The following is a 16,505-nucleotide window of genomic DNA, read 5'->3' on the forward strand; positions in this document are numbered from 1 at the left end:
TCCTCGGGTGAACGGACTGCTCTACCCGCTGTGCGCCGGGATCGCGTGGGTCAGCTTGCTGTTCAAGCTCCCCGCCCTGCTGCGCCGAACCGGTGGCCCGGCGGCGGTCGCGGTCGGCTTCTTCTACCTGTTCATGGGCGTCACTTTCACCATCAGTGACCCGAGGGTGTGGGCCGCCCTTGATCGGGTGACGGGGGTGTCGAACCTGTCCCTGTTGCTGTCGCAGGGCAGCGTGATCGGCGTGGCGGCGAGCCAACTCGCGGCGCTGACCTTCTGGGCGCGCGACCCGGACCAGGCCCATCCGGTGGTGCGGCGGCAGATCTGGGGTTTCGCCGCCGTGTTCCTGGCGATGGCCGCCTTGTTCACCGCCGCCGACCTCACCGAGGAAGACACGACCACGGCGGCGGTCCGCTTCTCCGGCCAGGGCCTCTACTCGGTTTACCTGATGCTCTACGTAACCGCGTTCGCCGTGACCGAGTACCTGATCGTGGTTCGCTGCCTGCGGTATGCCCGCGCCGTGGACGGGCGTTGGCTCCCTCGGGGCCTGCGCTTGGCGGCCATCGGCGCCGGTGGTGGACTCGCTTACGTCGTCGCTCGTTATGCCGACGTGCTGGCGGGTCCGTTGGGGGTCGATCCGCAGCGCTGGGAGTTGGTGGCCAGGCTGGGTGCGGGTCTCGGCGGCATCTGCACGCTCATCGGCTGGAGCCTTCCCGGGTGGGGGCCGCAGCTCGGGGCCCTCCGGGGGCGTTGGCGTGACTATCGTTCGTACCAGGCGCTGTACCCGTTGTGGGTGGCGGTCACGCGGGCGAATCCGGAGCTCGCGCTGGATCCGGGCGCTGGGCGTCGGGCGGTTCGGGACCTGAACTTCCGGCTGCATCGACGGGTTATCGAGATCCAGGACGGGCTGCGCTGGCTCCGGCCGGCATTTCCGTCCCCAGACGAGACTGGCAGGCGCGCTGCTGTCGCCATCGCTGCCGCGCTGCGCTCGCCCGGGGGGACGATGTCTGTCTGGAATCCGGACGAAGAAACCGACACCGCCTGGTTGGTCCGCGTCGCCCAGGCGTTTGACGCACTCCCGAAAGGCACGGCACCGTGAACGAACCGTTCGGACCCGACTTCTACGCGGACCCGTATCCGACGTACGCACGGCTGCGGGCTGATGGCGGCGTTCATCGGATGTCCACACCGGACGGTTCGTTGGCGTGGCTCGTTACCCGCTACGACGATGTTCGTGCTGGTCTTGCCGACCCTGCGCTGTCGTTGAACCGTGCGAATGCTGGTGAGGGGTATCGGGGTTTCGCCCTACCTCCTGCGTTGGACGCCAATCTGCTCAACCTCGACCCGCCTGATCACACTCGGCTCCGTACTCTCATCGCCCGCGAGTTCACACCCCGGCGGGTTGAGTCGATGATCCCAGCCATCACCGCTGCTTGCGCTGAGACGCTGGCTGCGCTGCCCTCGGGTGAACCTGTCGACCTGATCGCGGAGTTCGCTGCTCCGCTTCCGCTGCGGGTTATCGGTGATCTTCTCGGCGTTCCGCCTGCTGATCGTGCGCGGTTTCGCGGGTGGACCAGTACTCTGCTGACGCCACAAGCGCCGTCGGCGGCCCGCGACGCGGTCATCAACATGCACCGGTTCCTGGTCGAGTTGGTCGCCGCGAAACGTGCGGAGCCGGGGGATGATCTGCTGTCCGGTTTGGTCGCCCTGGAAGACGCCCTCAGCTCGGATGAACTGGTTTCCATGGCGTTTCTGGCGTTGTGGGCGGGGTATGAGAATCTGGTCAACCTGATCGGGAACGGGGTGCGGGCGCTGTTGAGTGTGCCGGATCAGGTCGCCGGGATGGACTTGGCGGTGGCGGTGGAGGAACTGACTCGGTTTGACCAACCCCTGCAGTGGGCGATTCGGCGGTTTCCGGTTCGGGATGTGGTCATTGGCGGGGTGGAGATTCCGGCTGGGGATACGGTGTTGTTGGGGATCGCTGCGGCGAATCATGATTCGTCGGTTTTCGGGGATACGGGGTTGGATCTTCGGCGGAGGGTGAATCCGCATGTGAGTTATGGGTATGGGATTCATCGGAGTTTTGGGTCGCGGTTGAGTCAGGTGGAGGCTGGGGTGGCGTTTGGGGGGTTGCTGGATCGGGGGGTTCGGTTGGCGGTGGAGATGGGGGCGTTGCGGTGGGTGCCGTCGTTTCGGAATCGGGGGTTGGTGGAGTTGCCGGTGATTTTGGGGTGAAGGGGCTCTGGGCCTCGGCTTCGCCTCGGGGGTCGGCCTGGTCGCCTTCGGCGACGCCGGCGCTTGGGCGCCAGATGAAAGCTGGGGTGCCCGTTGTGGTGAAGTTGTTTTGTTTGGGGCCCCTAGCGGCAGCCTGGGTAAGGCTAAAAGGCGGGGCCACTGAAAAGCGTGGCCTTACCCGCCAGCCGGCTTAGGCCACCGCTCCCCCCAAACAAAACAACTTCACCACAACGGGCGGTTGGGATCGGCGGGTTTCGAGGCGCGCGGGGCCAGTGTGGGACTTCGCTGATATGGGGCGGGTTTCGAGGCGCGTGGGGTGGGCTGGCGGCCTTTGTTGATATGGGGTGGGTTTTGAGGCGCGCGGGGCGAGAGTGGCGTTTCGTCGATGGGGTGTCGGCTTCGGGGAGTGAGGTGTGGGCTGGTGGCCTTTATTGATATGGGGCGGGTTTCCGGGGGCAGGGTGCGGTGTGGCGCTTTATCGGTGTGCAGGTGGGGTTAAGGGCGGTGACCGGCGCGTTTGAGGGCGGTGGTGATGAGGGTGACTTCGGCGGAGGGGATGTCGGTGAGGGAGGTGACGAAGTGGTAGAGCTCGGGCATGTCTTTGCAGAATACGGCGGCCATGAGGTTGGTGGGGCCGGTGGTGGCCAGGACGCCGTGGACCTGGGGGGTGGCGGCGAGTCTGGCGCCGACGGCGGGCAACTGTCCTGGTGGGACGGTCATCCAGATGTTGGCGTCGACGGTCAGGCCGAAGGTGCGGGGGGTGGTGATCACGCAGGTGCGGAGGTAGCCGGCGGCGGCGAGGCGGTCGAGGCGGCGGCGGAGGGTGGATTCGGGGGTTTTCAGAGTTGCCGCCAGGGTGGGGGTGGGGAGGCGGGCGTTGGTTGTCAGTTCGGTTATCAGGTGGTGGTCGAGGGGGTCGAGGGATAGCGGGGTTACGGATACGTCGGGGGTGAGGGCATCCGTTTCCGCCTTGGTGAGGAGGCCGGTTCGCCAGTCGGCGGCGTCGGAGAAGACGTGGAGGACTGCGAGGGATTGGAGGGTGGTGATGGCTTGGGTGGTGGGCAGGCGTGGGACTGGGCCGACGGTGACGGCGATGATTTCCTCGGCGCCCGCCACGATGTCGATGAACAGGACTTCGGGGTGGCGGGACAGGGAGTCGGCGATCACCTCGACGCGGCCGCGCAGGACGCGGAGGCGGAGCATGGTGACCTGGGGTAGGCCCAGGCGGGGGTTGGGGACGCGGACCACGCGGAGAACTGCCGACAGGCGGGTCAGGCTTCGGGTGACGGTGCGGGGAGAGATGTCCAGGACCTCGGCGATCCGGGTGGGGCCCGCGCGGCCGTCGACCTGGAGGGCGGAGGCGATGCGTTGGTCCAGTTCTGACAACTCCGGGGGCATCGGGAGTCCAGTTTCGCTCAGATCGATGGATATCAGCAGCGTATCCGATCGCGGGGCGCTGATGCTGGGGACATGCTGAACACAGTGATCCAGATCGTTGAGGATGTCGCGGCGGGGATTCCGGTACGGGAGGCGCCGCCTGCGGCCACGTTGGCCGAGTTGACCGAGGAGTTCCACGCGCTCGACAAGCCGCTCGCGGAGGCGCTCCACGAGAGGTTGGGGCGGGTGGCGCCGCAGGGGTGGGTGGTGGACGCGATGGACGGGGCGGTGCAGTACCTGCAGGGTCTCCCGCAGTGGTGCGTGTCGGTGGCGCTCGTCCGGGACGGTCAGCCGGTTCTCACCGTGCTGCACTCCCCCGTCCTCGGCGAGACCTATGCCGCTGAGCGCGGGAAAGGCGCGTGGCGGGACGGCGAACCGATCCGCCCGTCGGCGAAAACCGACCTGGCGGCCGCGCTCGGAGGGACGAGCCACCCGCCCGCGAACGACCCGCAGCAGGCAGCGCACGACGCGGCGGGGCGGGCGTTGCCGGGAATGTTGAAGCGAATCGCGGCGGTGCGGAACCTGGGGCCGACGTCGTGGCAGGTGGCGGATGTGGCGGCGGGACGGATGGACGTGTTCTGGGAGTTCGGGCGCGACCCGGAGAACCTGGTGGGGCCAAGCCTGATCGCGGTCGAGGCAGGAGCCCGGCTGACCACCGCCGGGGGCGGGGCGTGGACACCGGACGCGGACAGTTTCCTCGTGGCGGCACCGGGGTTGCACGCGGCGGCTCTGGCGGCGATCTCGTCCGGGGTGGGTGACGATCACCAGTAGCCGAAGGCAGGACGCGCACACCCGACGTGAACCGTTCGTCATGGCAGCACCAAGGTCGCACCCAGCCGCCCCGGCGGCGAACGTGCCGGGATCGATGACGATCACCGGTGCGGGGGTGTGGCCCTCGACCCGAGCAGGTTCCTGACGCGAGGCACCGGGGTTGCACGCGGCGGCCCTGGCGGCGATCTCGTCCGGCGTGGGTGACGATCACCGTTGGCGGGGTGGGCAGGCTGGTGGCAGGCGGAGCGAGCGGGGCCATTGATGGCACGGAAAAAGGTCCCGGGCCCGTCTCCGGTGTCGGGTCCGCGCACCGCCGCGAAGTCGGGGCGCGGGGGGTGGAATAGCGGGCCCGGCACCGGACCATTCCACACAAAGGGGTCGTCGTGAGAAGTGTTGACAACGCGCTCGCCGAGTCCGAACCGGGATACCGGCGGCGAAAACGCGGAATGCCCGCCGCTGTCCGACTGCTGTTGCTCTCCTGTGCGATCGGCCTCGCGGTCGCGGTGGCCGCGTTGCCGTCGGCCGCCGCCCTGGCCGACCTGATCACCCGCGCTTGACCGACTTACCAGAGCGCCCCCGGTCCACCTGGACCGGGGGCGCTTTGCGTCGCCGGAACAATGCCCGGCGGGAGCGAATCCGGCTGACCATTCCCACATCTACCGGCAATACTGTGAACGCCGACAAAGCGGCCCACATCACAGGCGCGGAGCCGGAAAGCGCAGGCGATCTTGATCTATCGCCCGGCGGAGGTGACGCCGGTCATTCAGCCGCACCGATCTACTCGCCGACAAGAAGATATCGGCCCCGGCGCGCGGTATTCGCCGGAATCAGCCGGGGCGAGGCCACGTGAGAACAGGGAGCACCACCACCGATGTCCGACCACTTGCAACAGCCCATGCCAGCCGGGAAGGTGCGGGTCCCCAGCACCAGCGCGACCGGACCGTGGCGGGACCGCCAGATCGCCACCCTGGAGCGGGGGGTGCTGGCCGGGGGCACACCGCCGCCGGTGACCGTGGTGCACGGCCCCGCCGGGTCGGGCAAGACGGCGGCGCTGGCCGCGTGGGCGGGGGCGACCGCCGCGCCGGTGCGGTGGGCGACCGTCGACCAGCACGACAACGACCCGGACCGGCTGGTGGCGACCCTGCACGCCGCTCTCGGCGTCGCGGCGCCACGTCCCGAAGCGGACCCGGCCGCCGAACTGGTCCGCACCGTGGAAGCGTTGCCGCACCGCACGTGCCTGGTCCTCGACGACACGCACGAGCTGCGTGACCCGGCCGTGCTGCACGTGTTGGGCACGCTGATCCGGCACACCCCGGACAACCTGCGGCTGGTGCTCGCCGGGCGCACTCCCCCGGTCCACCTGTCCCGGTTGATCCTGGAGGGCAGGCTGCACGAGGTCGACGGCTCGGACCTGGCGCTCACCACGTCGGAGGCGCGGACGCTGCTCGACGACTTGGGCGCCGAGCACGTCGAACCGCTGCTGGAGCGCACCCAGGGCTGGATCGCGGGCACCCGGCTCGCCGCGCAGTGGTTGGCCGGGCAGCCCGCGGATTCCCGTGACCTGTCCGGGTTCCCGGCGGAGGACCCGCTGGCCACCGACTACATCGCCGAGGAGGTGCTCGGCGCGCACCCGCCGCACACCCGCCAGTTCCTGTTGTCCACCAGCGTGTGCGACCGGGTCAGCATCGACCTGGCGACGGCGTTGTCCGGCCTGCGGCACGCCGGGACGGTGCTGCACGGTTTGGTGCGCGCCAACTCCATGGTCGTCCGGTGCGACGACGGGCCCGGCGAGTGGTACCGCTACCACCCGCTGCTGCGCGACCACCTGCGCGCCGAGCTGGCCAGGACCAGGCCGGGCGCGCCACAACGGCTGCACCGGGCGGCCGCGCGCTGGTTCCGCGACGAAGGTGACCTGGCGACCGCGTTGGAGCACGCGGAATCGGCGCAGGACGAGGAGTTGATCGCCGAACTGGTCGAGGTCTACGGGGTTCGGGCGGTCACCCGCGGCCAAGGGCACCGGTTGAGCGCCGCGGTGGCGACGCTGCCGGAGACCCGGTTGTCCAGTCCGTTGTTCGCCGTTACCGCCGCTCTTGCCGCGTTGGAGCTACCGGATGTCGCCGCCGCGGAAGGGTTCCTCGCGCGGGTGGACGACAAGGACAGAGGACCCTGGCCTGATCGCGTCCGGTCGTTGTACGAGACTGTCCTACTGCGGCGAGCCCAATTGGGCGCGGTAGCCGTTCCGCCGCAAGGTAGAGCGATCCCGACCGGTGACGCGTATGTGGACGTCTTGGCACGTCAGGCCCGCGGGACCGCGGCGTTGTGGTCAGGTGACCTGGAGACGGCGGAATCCGAACTGAGCCGGGTCGTACAGACGTGCCTACGGGAAGGGCTGCCGTGGCTGGCCATGCGCACGAAGGCGCATTTCGCCGTCTCAGCCGCGTTGCGATCGGACCTACCGGAGATGGAACGGCGCGCGCGACGAGCACTACACCTGGCTACCGCCCACGGTTGGGAGCGGACGTGGCCGTGCTCGATCGTCTACGTGCTGCTCAGCGCTTACGCCTATCAGCAAGGTAAAACCGAGGAGGCCAAGAAGTTCATCAACCTCGCAACGGAGACGGCGCCCTCTCACCAAGAACCGACTGTCACCCTGGCTTCGCACTGCCTGGCCGCCTTTGTGGAGTTCGACGACGCGGCCGACCCGCACGCCGTAGTGCGAACGGCGGTGCAACAGTGGCATCGCATTGGCGGACGCCGACTCTGCCCGCAGTTGGTGGCGTTGCTGCTACCGACGTTGGTACGGCTAACGCTGCGGGTGGGTGAACCCGGCCGCGCGGTCGAGTTGGTCGACAGCGCCCAGACCGCGATCGATGGCCACGCCGAGTCCGCGCTGCTCCAAGCCCTCCTGCACGCACACCACGGCCGGGTCAGCCACGCTCGCAAACTCCTCGCCCCCGTGCTGGTCGGGAAGGTGCCCGCGCTGACGCCCACCACCCGGATCGACGCGTGGCTGCTGGAGGCCACCCTGGTCGACCGGTCCGAGAACCCGAACCGGGCGCACGAGGCCGTCGCGCAGGCCCTGCACGCCGCCGAGCCGATCCACGCGGTGCGCCCGTTCCTCACCACTCGCCGGTCCGTGCGCGACATCCTCGCCGAGGGCGCGGGCCGGTTCGGCCGGTTGGACCGGTTCGCCGTGCGCACCCTCTCCGTGCTGCCCGTCGACACCGCCACCGCGACCGCCGACCCGCTGACCGGCCGCGAGCTCGAACTGCTGCTGGAACTGCCGTCGATGCGCACGGTCGACGAGATCGCCGAGTCGATGTTCGTCTCGGCGAACACGGTCAAAACGCACCTGCGTGGCATCTACCGCAAGCTCGGCGTCCGGCAGCGCCGCGACGCCGTGGTCGCCGCCCGTCGCCAGGGCCTGCTCTGAAACCGGAGGTCGGTCATGCGCTCCCAGTGGACGGCCCGCCGGTGAACCGCCGGTCCCGGGCGAAGACGCTGATGACGGTGTTGTTCGTGCTCGTGCTGCTGGCCGCGCACAAGCGGTCGGCGCAACCGCAGGACCCGCCTGACCCGGTGGTGACCGCCGTGCTGACGGTGTTCGAGATCCCGGGCCTGTGGGACCTGGGCGGGCGGCTGCTGTCCCGCTGAGCACCCCCGGCCCCATTCGCGGCCACGCCGTCCATCCTGGTCCCGCTGGACGGCGGCGCCGCGACCGGGCCGCCCCTGGCGAAGATCAACAGAGCTGAGCAGCCCCCGTTTTCCAGCCTAGGAGGGAGGACCGACGGTGCAGGCCTGACGCGGGACAGGCTGTCACCCGGTCCGCTCCAGGCGGAGCAGGCGACCGATCGGAGGGCGGGGGTCACATCAGCTTGATAAATCAGATTTAATAAGCCTACTGTAACTACATGGCGGACGACGAGGTGGCCGCGCGGGTGGCGGCGGAGCTGAAAGTCGCGGTGGGCCGGATCGCGCGGCGGTTGCGGCAGGCGCACGCCGTGGGCGAGTCGACGTTGTCCGAGGTGTCGGTGCTGGCCAGGTTGGACCGGGAAGGGCCCGCAGCGCCGGGGGTGCTGGCGGACAACGAGCGGGTCCGGCCGCAGGCCATGGCGACGACGCTGGCCGGGTTGGAGCAGCGGGGCCTGGTCACCCGGGCGCCGGACCCGGCGGACGGGCGGCGGGTCGTGATGACGCTGACCGACGCGGGTCGCGCGGTGGTGCTGGACCGGCGGTCGGCGAGCGTCCAGCGGTTGGCGCGGGCCATCGAGGCCGGGTTCACCGCCGCCGAGCGGGACCGGCTGGCGGCGGCGCTCCCCCTGCTCGACCGGTTGGCCGACCGGCTGTGACCGCGACCGTCGAGGCGACCCCCGAGCGGTACAAGTGGATCGCGCTGTCCAACACGACGCTCGGCGTGCTGATCGCCTCGGTGGACGGGTCGATCGTGATCATCTCGATGCCCGCGATCTTCCGCGGCATCGGCCTCGACCCGCTGGCGCCGGGCAACATCGGCTACCTGCTCTGGATGATCCTGGGTTACCTGCTCGTGTCGGCGGTGCTGGTGGTGGCGCTGGGCCGGTTGGGTGACATGTTCGGCCGGGTCCGGATGTACAACGCCGGGTTCGCGGTGTTCGCGGTCGCGTCGCTGGCGTTGTCCCTGGATCCGATGACCGGCAGCGGAGGCGCGCTGTGGCTGATCGGTTGGCGGGTGGTGCAGGCGTTCGGCGGCGCGACACTGACCGGCAACTCGGCGGCGATCCTGACCGACGCGTTCCCGGCCCGGCAGCGCGGGATGGCGCTGGGCGTCAACCAGATCACCGCGCTGGCGGGCCAGTTCCTCGGGCTGCTCGCGGGCGGGCTGCTGGCCACGATCGACTGGCGCGCGGTGTTCTGGGTGAGCGTCCCGATCGGCGTGGTCGGCACCATCTGGTCGTACCGCAGCCTGCGCGAGGTCGGGGAGCGCCGCCCGGCCCGGATCGACTGGGTCGGCACGCTGGCCTTCACCACGGGCACCGGTGTGGTCCTCGCCGCGATCACCTACGGCATCCAGCCCTACGGCGGCCACGCGACCGGCTGGACCAACCCGGTCGTCCTCGGCGGCCTCGCCGGTGGTGTGCTGCTGCTGGTCGCCTTCTGCGTCGCCGAGACCCGGGTCGCGCACCCGATGTTCCGGCTCGGGCTGTTCCGGATCCGCGCGTTCGCCGCGGGCAACCTGGCCGCGCTGCTGACCGCCGTCGCCCGGGGCGGCATGCAGTTCATGTTGATCATCTGGTTGCAGGGGATCTGGCTGCCGCTGCACGGGTACGACTACGAGCGGACCCCGCTGTGGGCCGGGGTCTACCTGCTCCCGCTGACCGCCGGGTTCCTGATCGCCGGGCCGGTGTCCGGGTTCCTGTCCGACCGGTTCGGCGCGCGGTTGTTCGCCACCGGTGGACTCACACTGGTCGCGCTGGCGTTCCTCGGCCTGCTCGCGTTGCCGGTCGACTTCTCCTACCCCGAGTTCGCGCTGCTGTTGTTGCTGTCCGGGATCGGGCAGGGCATGTTCTCGGCGCCGAACACGTCCGCGATCATGGGCAGCGTGCCGCCGTCGGAGCGCGGGGTGGCCTCGGGGATGCGGTCGACGTTCCAGAACTCGGGCACGTCGCTGTCGATCGGGGTGTTCTTCTCGCTGATGGTCGCGGGACTGGCGGGCAGCCTCCCGCGCACGCTGACCGACGGCCTCACCGCCCAGGGCGTCCCCGCGGCCACCGCCGCGCACGTCGCCTCGCTGCCGCCGGTCAGCACGCTGTTCGCGGCATTCCTCGGCAACAACCCGATCCAGCACCTGCTCGCGGGCAGCGGCGTCCTGGACACCTTGCCCGCGCACAACGTCGCCGTGCTGACCGGGACGACCTTCTTCCCCGGGCTGGTGTCCGAACCGGTCCACACCGGACTGATCACCGTGTTCGGCGCGGCCGCGGTGCTGACGGTCCTGGCCGCCGTGGCGTCCGCGCTGCGCGGCCGCCACCACCCCGAGGCCGCGCCGACCGAGAGGAACTGACCGACTCATGGCCGACACCGCGTTGCTGGTGATGGACGTCCAGAACGCCATCGTCAACCGGTTCTCCACCGACACCGACTACCTGCCCCGGGTGCGCCGCGGCATCGACGCCGCCCGCGCCGCGGGCCTGCCGGTGTTCTTCGTCCGGGTCGGCTTCCGCCCCGGCTTCCCCGAGGTCAGCCCGAACAACGCCTCGTTCTCGGCGATCCGCGACCGGGGCGGGTTCAGCGCGGCGGACATCGAGATCCACCCGGCGCTGGGCGCGGGCGCCGACGACGTGATCGTCACCAAGCGCCGCATCAGCGCGTTCACGGGCAGCGACCTCGGCGTCCTGCTCCGCGCCCACGACATCCGTCACCTGGTGCTCGCGGGCATCTCGACCAGCGGGGTGGTCCTGTCCACCCTCCGCGAAGCCGCCGACCTCGACTACCGCCTCACCGTCCTGTCCGACGGCTGCCTCGACGCCGACGAGGAAGTCCACCGCGTGCTGCTGACGAAGGTCTTCGCCCGCCAGGCCGCGGTGACCACCGTCGACGAGTGGGTCGCAGGGCTTTGAGCGGCACCGGCTGCCGGTCTAGCGGTTGCGTTCGTTGAGCAGAGCTTCAAGCTGTTGCTCGGCCCAGAGGTCCTCTGCGACCTCCGACTCGGTGGAGCCGATGCCGATCGCGAGCAGGGTGAGGGCGGTGACGACACCCAAGACCATGGCGAGGGGGCCGAAGAACGCGTAGGCGTCGAGGCCGGTGGAGAGGGTCGGGGTGGGGTCGAGGCCGCTGACGAGCATCGCGGCCATGCCGGTGTAGTGCATGCCGGTGACGGCGACACCCATGATCAGCGCGGCGGCGGCGGTCGCTGCGACGCCGCGGACGTTCAGGGTCGCCCAGAGGGCGGCTGTCGCGGCGACCACGGCGATCACGACGGACAGGACGACCAGGGTGACGTTGTAGGCGACGTTGGCGCTCATCTGGATGGCGGAAATGCCGAGGTAGTGCATCGACGCGACGCCGAGACCGGTGACCGTGCCCGCGGCGGCCAGCCGGAGACGGGTGGCTTTGCCCCTGGACACCGCCACAAGCCCGATGGCGACGATCCCGATGGCGACGACGAGGCTGAGGATGGTGCGGGTCAGGTCGTAGCGGATGACGGCCCCGTCAACGGCGAAACCGAGCATGGCGACGAAGTGCATGACCCAGATACCGGTACCGCCGATGGAGACGGCGCCGAGAGCGAGCCACGACCTTCGCGACCAGCCGCGCTGTCTCGCACGAGCGCGCTGGGTGCTGAGCAGGCCGAGGGCGCAGCCGAGACATGACACGAGGTAGGCGAGGACCGGGGTGACGGGTCCTGCTGAGAAGTGCTGCACGTGGTCCATGGCCGTCCGATGTCTTGAGGGTTCATCGGATACGACCATGCGGGGTGGGGGTGGACCAATTCCGGAGCGTGAGAGATGGGTCATAGGTGGTGTCGCTTGTGGACTGGCTGGACCAGCGGTTATGTGGATTTACCCGTTGCGGTGGGTTGATCTTGTCGCGGAGAGTGATGGGGTGTGGGGCTGTCGTCTTGGTCCGCGAGGGCGGCGGGGTCTTGGGGTGGGGTCTTGGGGTGGGGTCTTGGGGTGGGAGGCAGAGTGGCTGGGACTGTCGGTGGGGTTGTCTAGGCTGTGAATTCAGGGGCTCAAGTTCAGGTTGATCATGGTTCTTGAGCGACTGGGCGATCTTGTCGGTGGGCTTGGTTAGGCTGTGTATTTGGGGGCTTTGTGCTCGGTTGATCTTGGTGTGAGGGGGCACTGGGCCTCGCTGCGCTCGGGGTTCGGCCTGGTCGCCTGGCGGCGACGCCGGCCATTGGCGCCAGATAAATGCGAAGTGCCCGTTGTGGTGAAGTTGTTTTGTTTGGGGCCCCTAGCGGCAGCCGCAGGTAAGGCTAAAAGGCGGGGCCACTGGAAAGCGTGGCCTTACCCGCCAGCCGGCTTAGGCCACCGCTCCCCCCAAACAAAACAACTCCACCACAACGGGCAGTTGGGATCGGCGGGTCCCGAGGCGCGCGGTGCCAGTGTGGGGCTTCGTCGATCAGGGGTGGGTTTTTGGGCGCGCGGTGTGGGTGTGGGGTGGGCTGGCGGCCTTTGTCGATGTGGGGTGGGTTTCGAGGCGCGCGGGGTTGGGGTGGTGCTTCGTTGATGGGGGGACACTTTTCTAGGCGTATTTGGTGGTGAGGTCGGTGAAGAAGGCGGTGGCCAGGGCCTGGAAGGCGGGTTCTCGGATGGTGATGGGGTCGCCTTCGGTGTAGCCGAGGGTGGAGGTGGTGGGGGTCCACTTCATGCCGGTCACCGTGAAAACTCCGTCGTTGGTGAGGAGGGAGGTGGCGAGGAAGCGGACTTCGGTGAGGGGGTTGCAGTCTTTCTTCTCCTTTGCCCTGAGGCGGTGGACGAAGCTCATTTCCAGGGCCAGGAGGAGGTTGTTGAAGAAGACCGGTTCGAACGCGGCCATGGCGTCTGAGTTCGGGGCGGCGGCGTGGACGGCGTGGTAGGTGGTGATGTGGTTGGCGATTCGGGTGCGGCAGGTGGTGATGTATTCCGGGGTGTAGGCGCTGACGGCGAGCAAGGGGGCTCCGGGGGCAGGGGAGGGGGCGCGAGGCTGGCGCCCGCGAAAAGGGGCGAGAGCGGGTAGGGGGAGGGAGGCGGTGTGGGTGGCCACCGGGGGGAGAGAGCCGAGCGCCGGGGTGTCCGGCGGAGGGGCATCAGGTCATGGTGCCATGTGGGGTGGGTGGGGGCGAGGCGCGCGGGGTGAAGGGGGGTGTGGTTTAGACCTTGTCAGGGTCTGGGGTGGCTTCTACTATCGGCCGACACGTTGCTCTCCATGAAATAAGGGTTGCGCTTGGCGCAATTCGGACGGGGATGAGAGATGCGGGTGCGGCATTGGATGGGCTTGGTGGCGGCCACCGTCGTCGTTGTGGGGTGTGCGCCGGTGCAGTCGGGGGTGCAGCGGGCGGGGACTGATGACCTGGGTGGGCAGGTGCGGGTGTGGTTGTTCGACGAGGTCAACCGGGCGCCCAAGGAGAAGGTGGTGCAGGAGGCGGTTGCCGAGTTCGAGGGCAAGCACGCAGGGGTGACCGTCGATGTGCAGTACATCCAGGTGGCGGCGCGGGCGGAGCGGTTCAAGGCGGCGTTCAGCGATCCGGCCAGCGCGCCCGATGTGGCCGAGTTCGGGAACACCGACATCGCGGGGTATGTGGCGGCGGGCGGGTTGGCCGACATCAGTCAGGAGATGTTGAACTGGACCGACGTTCACGACATCACCGCGTCCGTGCTCGACGCGAGCAAGGTTGACCGCAAGCTTTACGGGGTGCCCTGGTACGTGGGAGTGCGGGCGCTCTACTACCGGACGGATGTGTTCAGCCTGCTCGGCATCCAACCACCATCCACTTTGGACGAAATTGCCACGGTGGCGCGGCGGGTTCGGGCGGCGCGGCCGGACTTGTTGGGGATCTCGGTTGGCGGGAAGTACACCTATGGCGCGCTTCCGTTCATCTGGGCCAAGGGTGGGGACATCGCGGCGCACGCGAACAACAAGTTCAGCTCCACGTTGACCACGCCCGAGGCACGGGCGGGGGTCGCGGCCTACACCGACCTGTTGCGCGACGACATCTGTCCGCCCGCCCAGTGCGCGGGCAACGGCGGTGACGCGAGTGTGGAGGCGTTCCGGGCGGGCAAGGCGGCGATGACCATCGGGGGTGACTTCAACCGGCGGTCGGTCGACGCGAGTGCGGCGGCGGGCAAGTACGCCGTGGTTCCGTTGCCCGGTGAGACCGCGGGCTCCGTCGCGCCCGCGTTCGGTGGTGGGAACCTGTTGGGGTTGCTGGCGGGCACGAAGCACCGGACGTTGGCGAACGAGTTCGTCCAGTTGCTGGCCGGGAAGCGGTACCAGCGGAAGATGTACGACGCCATGGGGAACCTGCCCACGTTCGCCGACGTGCAGCGCGAGGTGGCGGCAGCCGATCCGTTCCTCAAGCCGTTCGCGGCGACGCTGGCCAACGGGACGCGGTTCGTGCCGGTCACCCCGGCCTGGGCGAAGATCGACGCGCAGGCCGTGCTGCCCACGATGTTGCAGGAGATCGCGAGCGGCACCAAGAGCGTGGCCGCGGCGACGTCGAGTGCGGCGGACGCGATGAACGCGGCCTTCGGCTCGTGATCTCCGGACCCGCGGCCCGCGGGCAGGGTCGGACCGCGCTGCTCTACCTGGTCCCGGCCCTGCTCGTGCTGGTCGCGCTGCTCGGTTACCCGCTCTACCAACTGGTCACCATCAGCCTGTTCGACTACGGGCAGGAACAGGTCAGCGGGGGCGCGCCGCTGACCTTCCTCGGGGTGGGCAACTACCGGACCTTGTTCAGCAGCGCGAAGTTCTGGACCGTGCTCGGCCAGACAGTCGGGTTCGCGGCGGTGTGCGTCGCGGGCAGCGTGCTGGTCGGCGCGGCGCTGGCGGTGTTGGCGAACCGGGTGCGGCGGTGGGTCAGGATGTGCCTTTTCCTGGCCGCGCTCGGCGCGTGGGCGACGCCCGCGGTGGCCGGGTCGACGGTGTGGCTGTTCCTGTTCGACGCGAACTTCGGGCTGGTCAACCACCTGCTCGGTCTGGACGGCTTCTCGTGGACCTACGGCAGGTGGACCGCGTTCGGGCTGGTGGCGGGCGAGGTGGTCTGGTGCTCGTTCCCGTTCGTCATGATCACCCTCTACGCCGGCATCCGGGCGATCCCCGGTGAGGTGCTGGAGGCGGCGACGCTGGACGGGGCGTCCGGGTGGCGGACGGCCACCTCGGTCACGCTGCCGCTGCTGCGCCCGCTGCTGGTCGTGGTGACCGTCCAGTCGGTCATCTGGGACTTCAAGGTCTTCACCCAGGTCTACGTGATGACCGGCGGTGGCGGCATCGCCGGGCGCAACCTCGTGCTCAACGTCTACGCCTACCAGGAGGCGTTCGCCGCTTCGGAATACGGCCTGGGGTCCGCGATCGGGGTGGTGATGACGCTGATCCTGTTGGCCGTCACCGGATTCTACCTGCGCGCGCTGCGCCGTACCGGGGAGGAACTGTGAAACGGGGGCGAACCCTTGCCGAGATCGTGACCGTGGTGGTCGCCGCCGTGGTCGCGTTCCCGCTGTTCTGGATGGTGCTCACCGCGGTCAAACCGCCCGACGAAGTGGTGTCGACCACCCCGCGACCGTGGACGCTGCACCCGTCCCTCGGCAGTTTCACCCGGGCGCTGACCGTGGCGGACTTCGGCCGCTACTTCGTCAACAGCGTGGTGGTGGCGATCGCCGTCGTGGTGCTCAGCGTGGGTATCGCGTTCCTCGCCGCCGCGGCGCTCACCCGATTCCGGTTCCGCGGCCGGACTGTGCTGCTGGTCATGCTGTTGGTGGTGCAAATGGTGCCCGTCGAGGCATTGACAGTGCCGTTGTTCTTCCTCATGCGCGAGCTGGGGCGGACCGCGCCCGCGTTGGGGCTCAACCACTTGGGATCGCTGGTGCTCGTGCATCTGGCGTTCAGCCTGCCGTTCGCGATTTGGCTGTTGCGCGGATTCACCAGGGCGGTGCCGGTGGAACTGGAGGAGGCCGCCACCCTCGACGGGGCGAGCCGGTTCACCTTTCTCCGGCGGGTGCTGTTCCCGCTGGTCGCGCCCGGTCTGGTGGCCACCAGTGTGTTGTCGTTCACGCACGCCTGGAACGACTTCCTGTTCGCCAAGACGTTCATCATCTCCGACGCGCGGAACCAGACGCTGCCGTTGGCGCTGCAGGTGTTCGTCCGCCCGGACGACCCGGACTGGGGCGCGGTGATGGCCGGTTCCACCCTGATGACGATCCCCGTGCTCATTTTCTTCGTTTTGGCGCAACGCAGGTTGGTGGGTGGTCTGGCGGGCGCGGTGAAGGGCTGACCGGGGACGATAGCCGGGTGGAATAATGGTCATCACCCAATGCGACTGGACGGCGCGGGACCGTTCTCGTTAGCGTCTTGCGCGTCTGGTGCCGATCGGCGCCGATCCCCACCGA

General features: G+C 69.1%; 15 protein-coding genes. 12 read left to right on the forward strand and 3 right to left on the reverse strand.

What is annotated here, in order from left to right; genetic code table 11:
- Positions 1 to 7: 7 nt before the first annotated feature.
- Positions 8 to 1,096 (forward strand): MAB_1171c family putative transporter, encoded by a 1,089-nt coding sequence (locus H504_RS0126350; RefSeq protein WP_026425216.1) that lies wholly within the window; start codon positions 8 to 10, stop codon positions 1,094 to 1,096.
- A complete protein-coding gene (locus tag H504_RS0126355; RefSeq protein WP_026425217.1) occupies positions 1,093 to 2,232 on the forward strand; it encodes a cytochrome P450 family protein in 1,140 nt (379 codons plus the stop codon). The genes H504_RS0126350 and H504_RS0126355 overlap by 4 nt, the downstream gene beginning before the upstream one ends.
- Positions 2,233 to 2,727: 495 nt before the next feature.
- Here H504_RS0126355 and H504_RS0126360 read toward each other — a convergent pair whose 3' ends face one another.
- The gene (locus H504_RS0126360; protein ID WP_026425218.1) at positions 2,728 to 3,630 is read right to left on the reverse strand and encodes an Lrp/AsnC family transcriptional regulator; all 903 of its coding nucleotides are present in this window, start codon (positions 3,628 to 3,630) and stop codon (positions 2,728 to 2,730) included.
- A 72-nt stretch (positions 3,631 to 3,702) separates the two neighbouring features.
- Between H504_RS0126360 and H504_RS37135 the strand changes: the two genes are divergently transcribed.
- From H504_RS37135 to H504_RS0126395, 7 genes are all read left to right on the forward strand, one after another.
- Positions 3,703 to 4,440: an inositol monophosphatase family protein gene (locus H504_RS37135; protein WP_035306269.1), complete on the forward strand. Its 738-nt coding sequence runs from the start codon at positions 3,703 to 3,705 to the stop codon at positions 4,438 to 4,440.
- A gap of 383 nt (positions 4,441 to 4,823) precedes the next feature.
- Positions 4,824 to 4,997 (forward strand): hypothetical protein, encoded by a 174-nt coding sequence (locus H504_RS41650; protein ID WP_157440648.1) that lies wholly within the window; start codon positions 4,824 to 4,826, stop codon positions 4,995 to 4,997.
- A 314-nt stretch (positions 4,998 to 5,311) separates the two neighbouring features.
- On the forward strand, positions 5,312 to 7,873 hold the full coding sequence (locus tag H504_RS0126375; RefSeq protein WP_026425219.1) for a winged helix-turn-helix domain-containing protein: 2,562 nt from the start codon (positions 5,312 to 5,314) through the stop codon (positions 7,871 to 7,873).
- A 41-nt stretch (positions 7,874 to 7,914) separates the two neighbouring features.
- On the forward strand, positions 7,915 to 8,094 hold the full coding sequence (locus tag H504_RS0126380; protein WP_157440649.1) for a hypothetical protein: 180 nt from the start codon (positions 7,915 to 7,917) through the stop codon (positions 8,092 to 8,094).
- 257 nt (positions 8,095 to 8,351) lie between these two features.
- Positions 8,352 to 8,789 (forward strand): MarR family winged helix-turn-helix transcriptional regulator, encoded by a 438-nt coding sequence (locus tag H504_RS0126385; protein WP_026425221.1) that lies wholly within the window; start codon positions 8,352 to 8,354, stop codon positions 8,787 to 8,789.
- Positions 8,786 to 10,480 (forward strand): MFS transporter, encoded by a 1,695-nt coding sequence (locus H504_RS0126390; RefSeq protein WP_026425222.1) that lies wholly within the window; start codon positions 8,786 to 8,788, stop codon positions 10,478 to 10,480. The genes H504_RS0126385 and H504_RS0126390 overlap by 4 nt, the downstream gene beginning before the upstream one ends.
- A 7-nt stretch (positions 10,481 to 10,487) precedes the next feature.
- Entirely contained in the window at positions 10,488 to 11,036 is a 549-nt protein-coding gene (locus H504_RS0126395; protein WP_026425223.1) for a cysteine hydrolase family protein, read from the forward strand.
- Positions 11,037 to 11,054: 18 nt separating this feature from the next.
- On the opposite strand, the gene H504_RS0126400 is transcribed toward H504_RS0126395, so the two are convergent.
- Positions 11,055 to 11,849: an MHYT domain-containing protein gene (locus H504_RS0126400; protein WP_026425224.1), complete on the reverse strand. Its 795-nt coding sequence runs from the start codon at positions 11,847 to 11,849 to the stop codon at positions 11,055 to 11,057.
- 817 nt (positions 11,850 to 12,666) lie between these two features.
- Positions 12,667 to 13,074, reverse strand: coding sequence for a hypothetical protein (locus H504_RS37140; RefSeq protein ID WP_051386289.1), 408 nt, complete (start codon positions 13,072 to 13,074; stop codon positions 12,667 to 12,669).
- 300 nt (positions 13,075 to 13,374) lie between these two features.
- On the opposite strand from H504_RS37140, the gene H504_RS0126410 reads away from it, so the two are divergent.
- The 3 genes from H504_RS0126410 to H504_RS0126420 are packed head-to-tail and all read left to right on the forward strand — an operon-like array spanning position 13,375 to position 16,390.
- Complete coding sequence (locus H504_RS0126410) at positions 13,375 to 14,661, forward strand: extracellular solute-binding protein (protein WP_026425225.1); 1,287 nt, start codon at positions 13,375 to 13,377, stop codon at positions 14,659 to 14,661.
- Positions 14,658 to 15,554: a carbohydrate ABC transporter permease gene (locus tag H504_RS0126415; RefSeq protein ID WP_035306272.1), complete on the forward strand. Its 897-nt coding sequence runs from the start codon at positions 14,658 to 14,660 to the stop codon at positions 15,552 to 15,554. Before H504_RS0126410 ends, H504_RS0126415 begins: the two co-directional genes overlap by 4 nt.
- A complete protein-coding gene (locus H504_RS0126420) occupies positions 15,551 to 16,390 on the forward strand; it encodes a carbohydrate ABC transporter permease (RefSeq protein WP_026425227.1) in 840 nt (279 codons plus the stop codon). The genes H504_RS0126415 and H504_RS0126420 overlap by 4 nt, the downstream gene beginning before the upstream one ends.
- Positions 16,391 to 16,505: the final 115 nt, after the last annotated feature.

This window comes from Actinokineospora inagensis DSM 44258 (genome assembly GCF_000482865.1).
Classification (GTDB): Bacteria; Actinomycetota; Actinomycetes; order Mycobacteriales; family Pseudonocardiaceae; genus Actinokineospora; species Actinokineospora inagensis.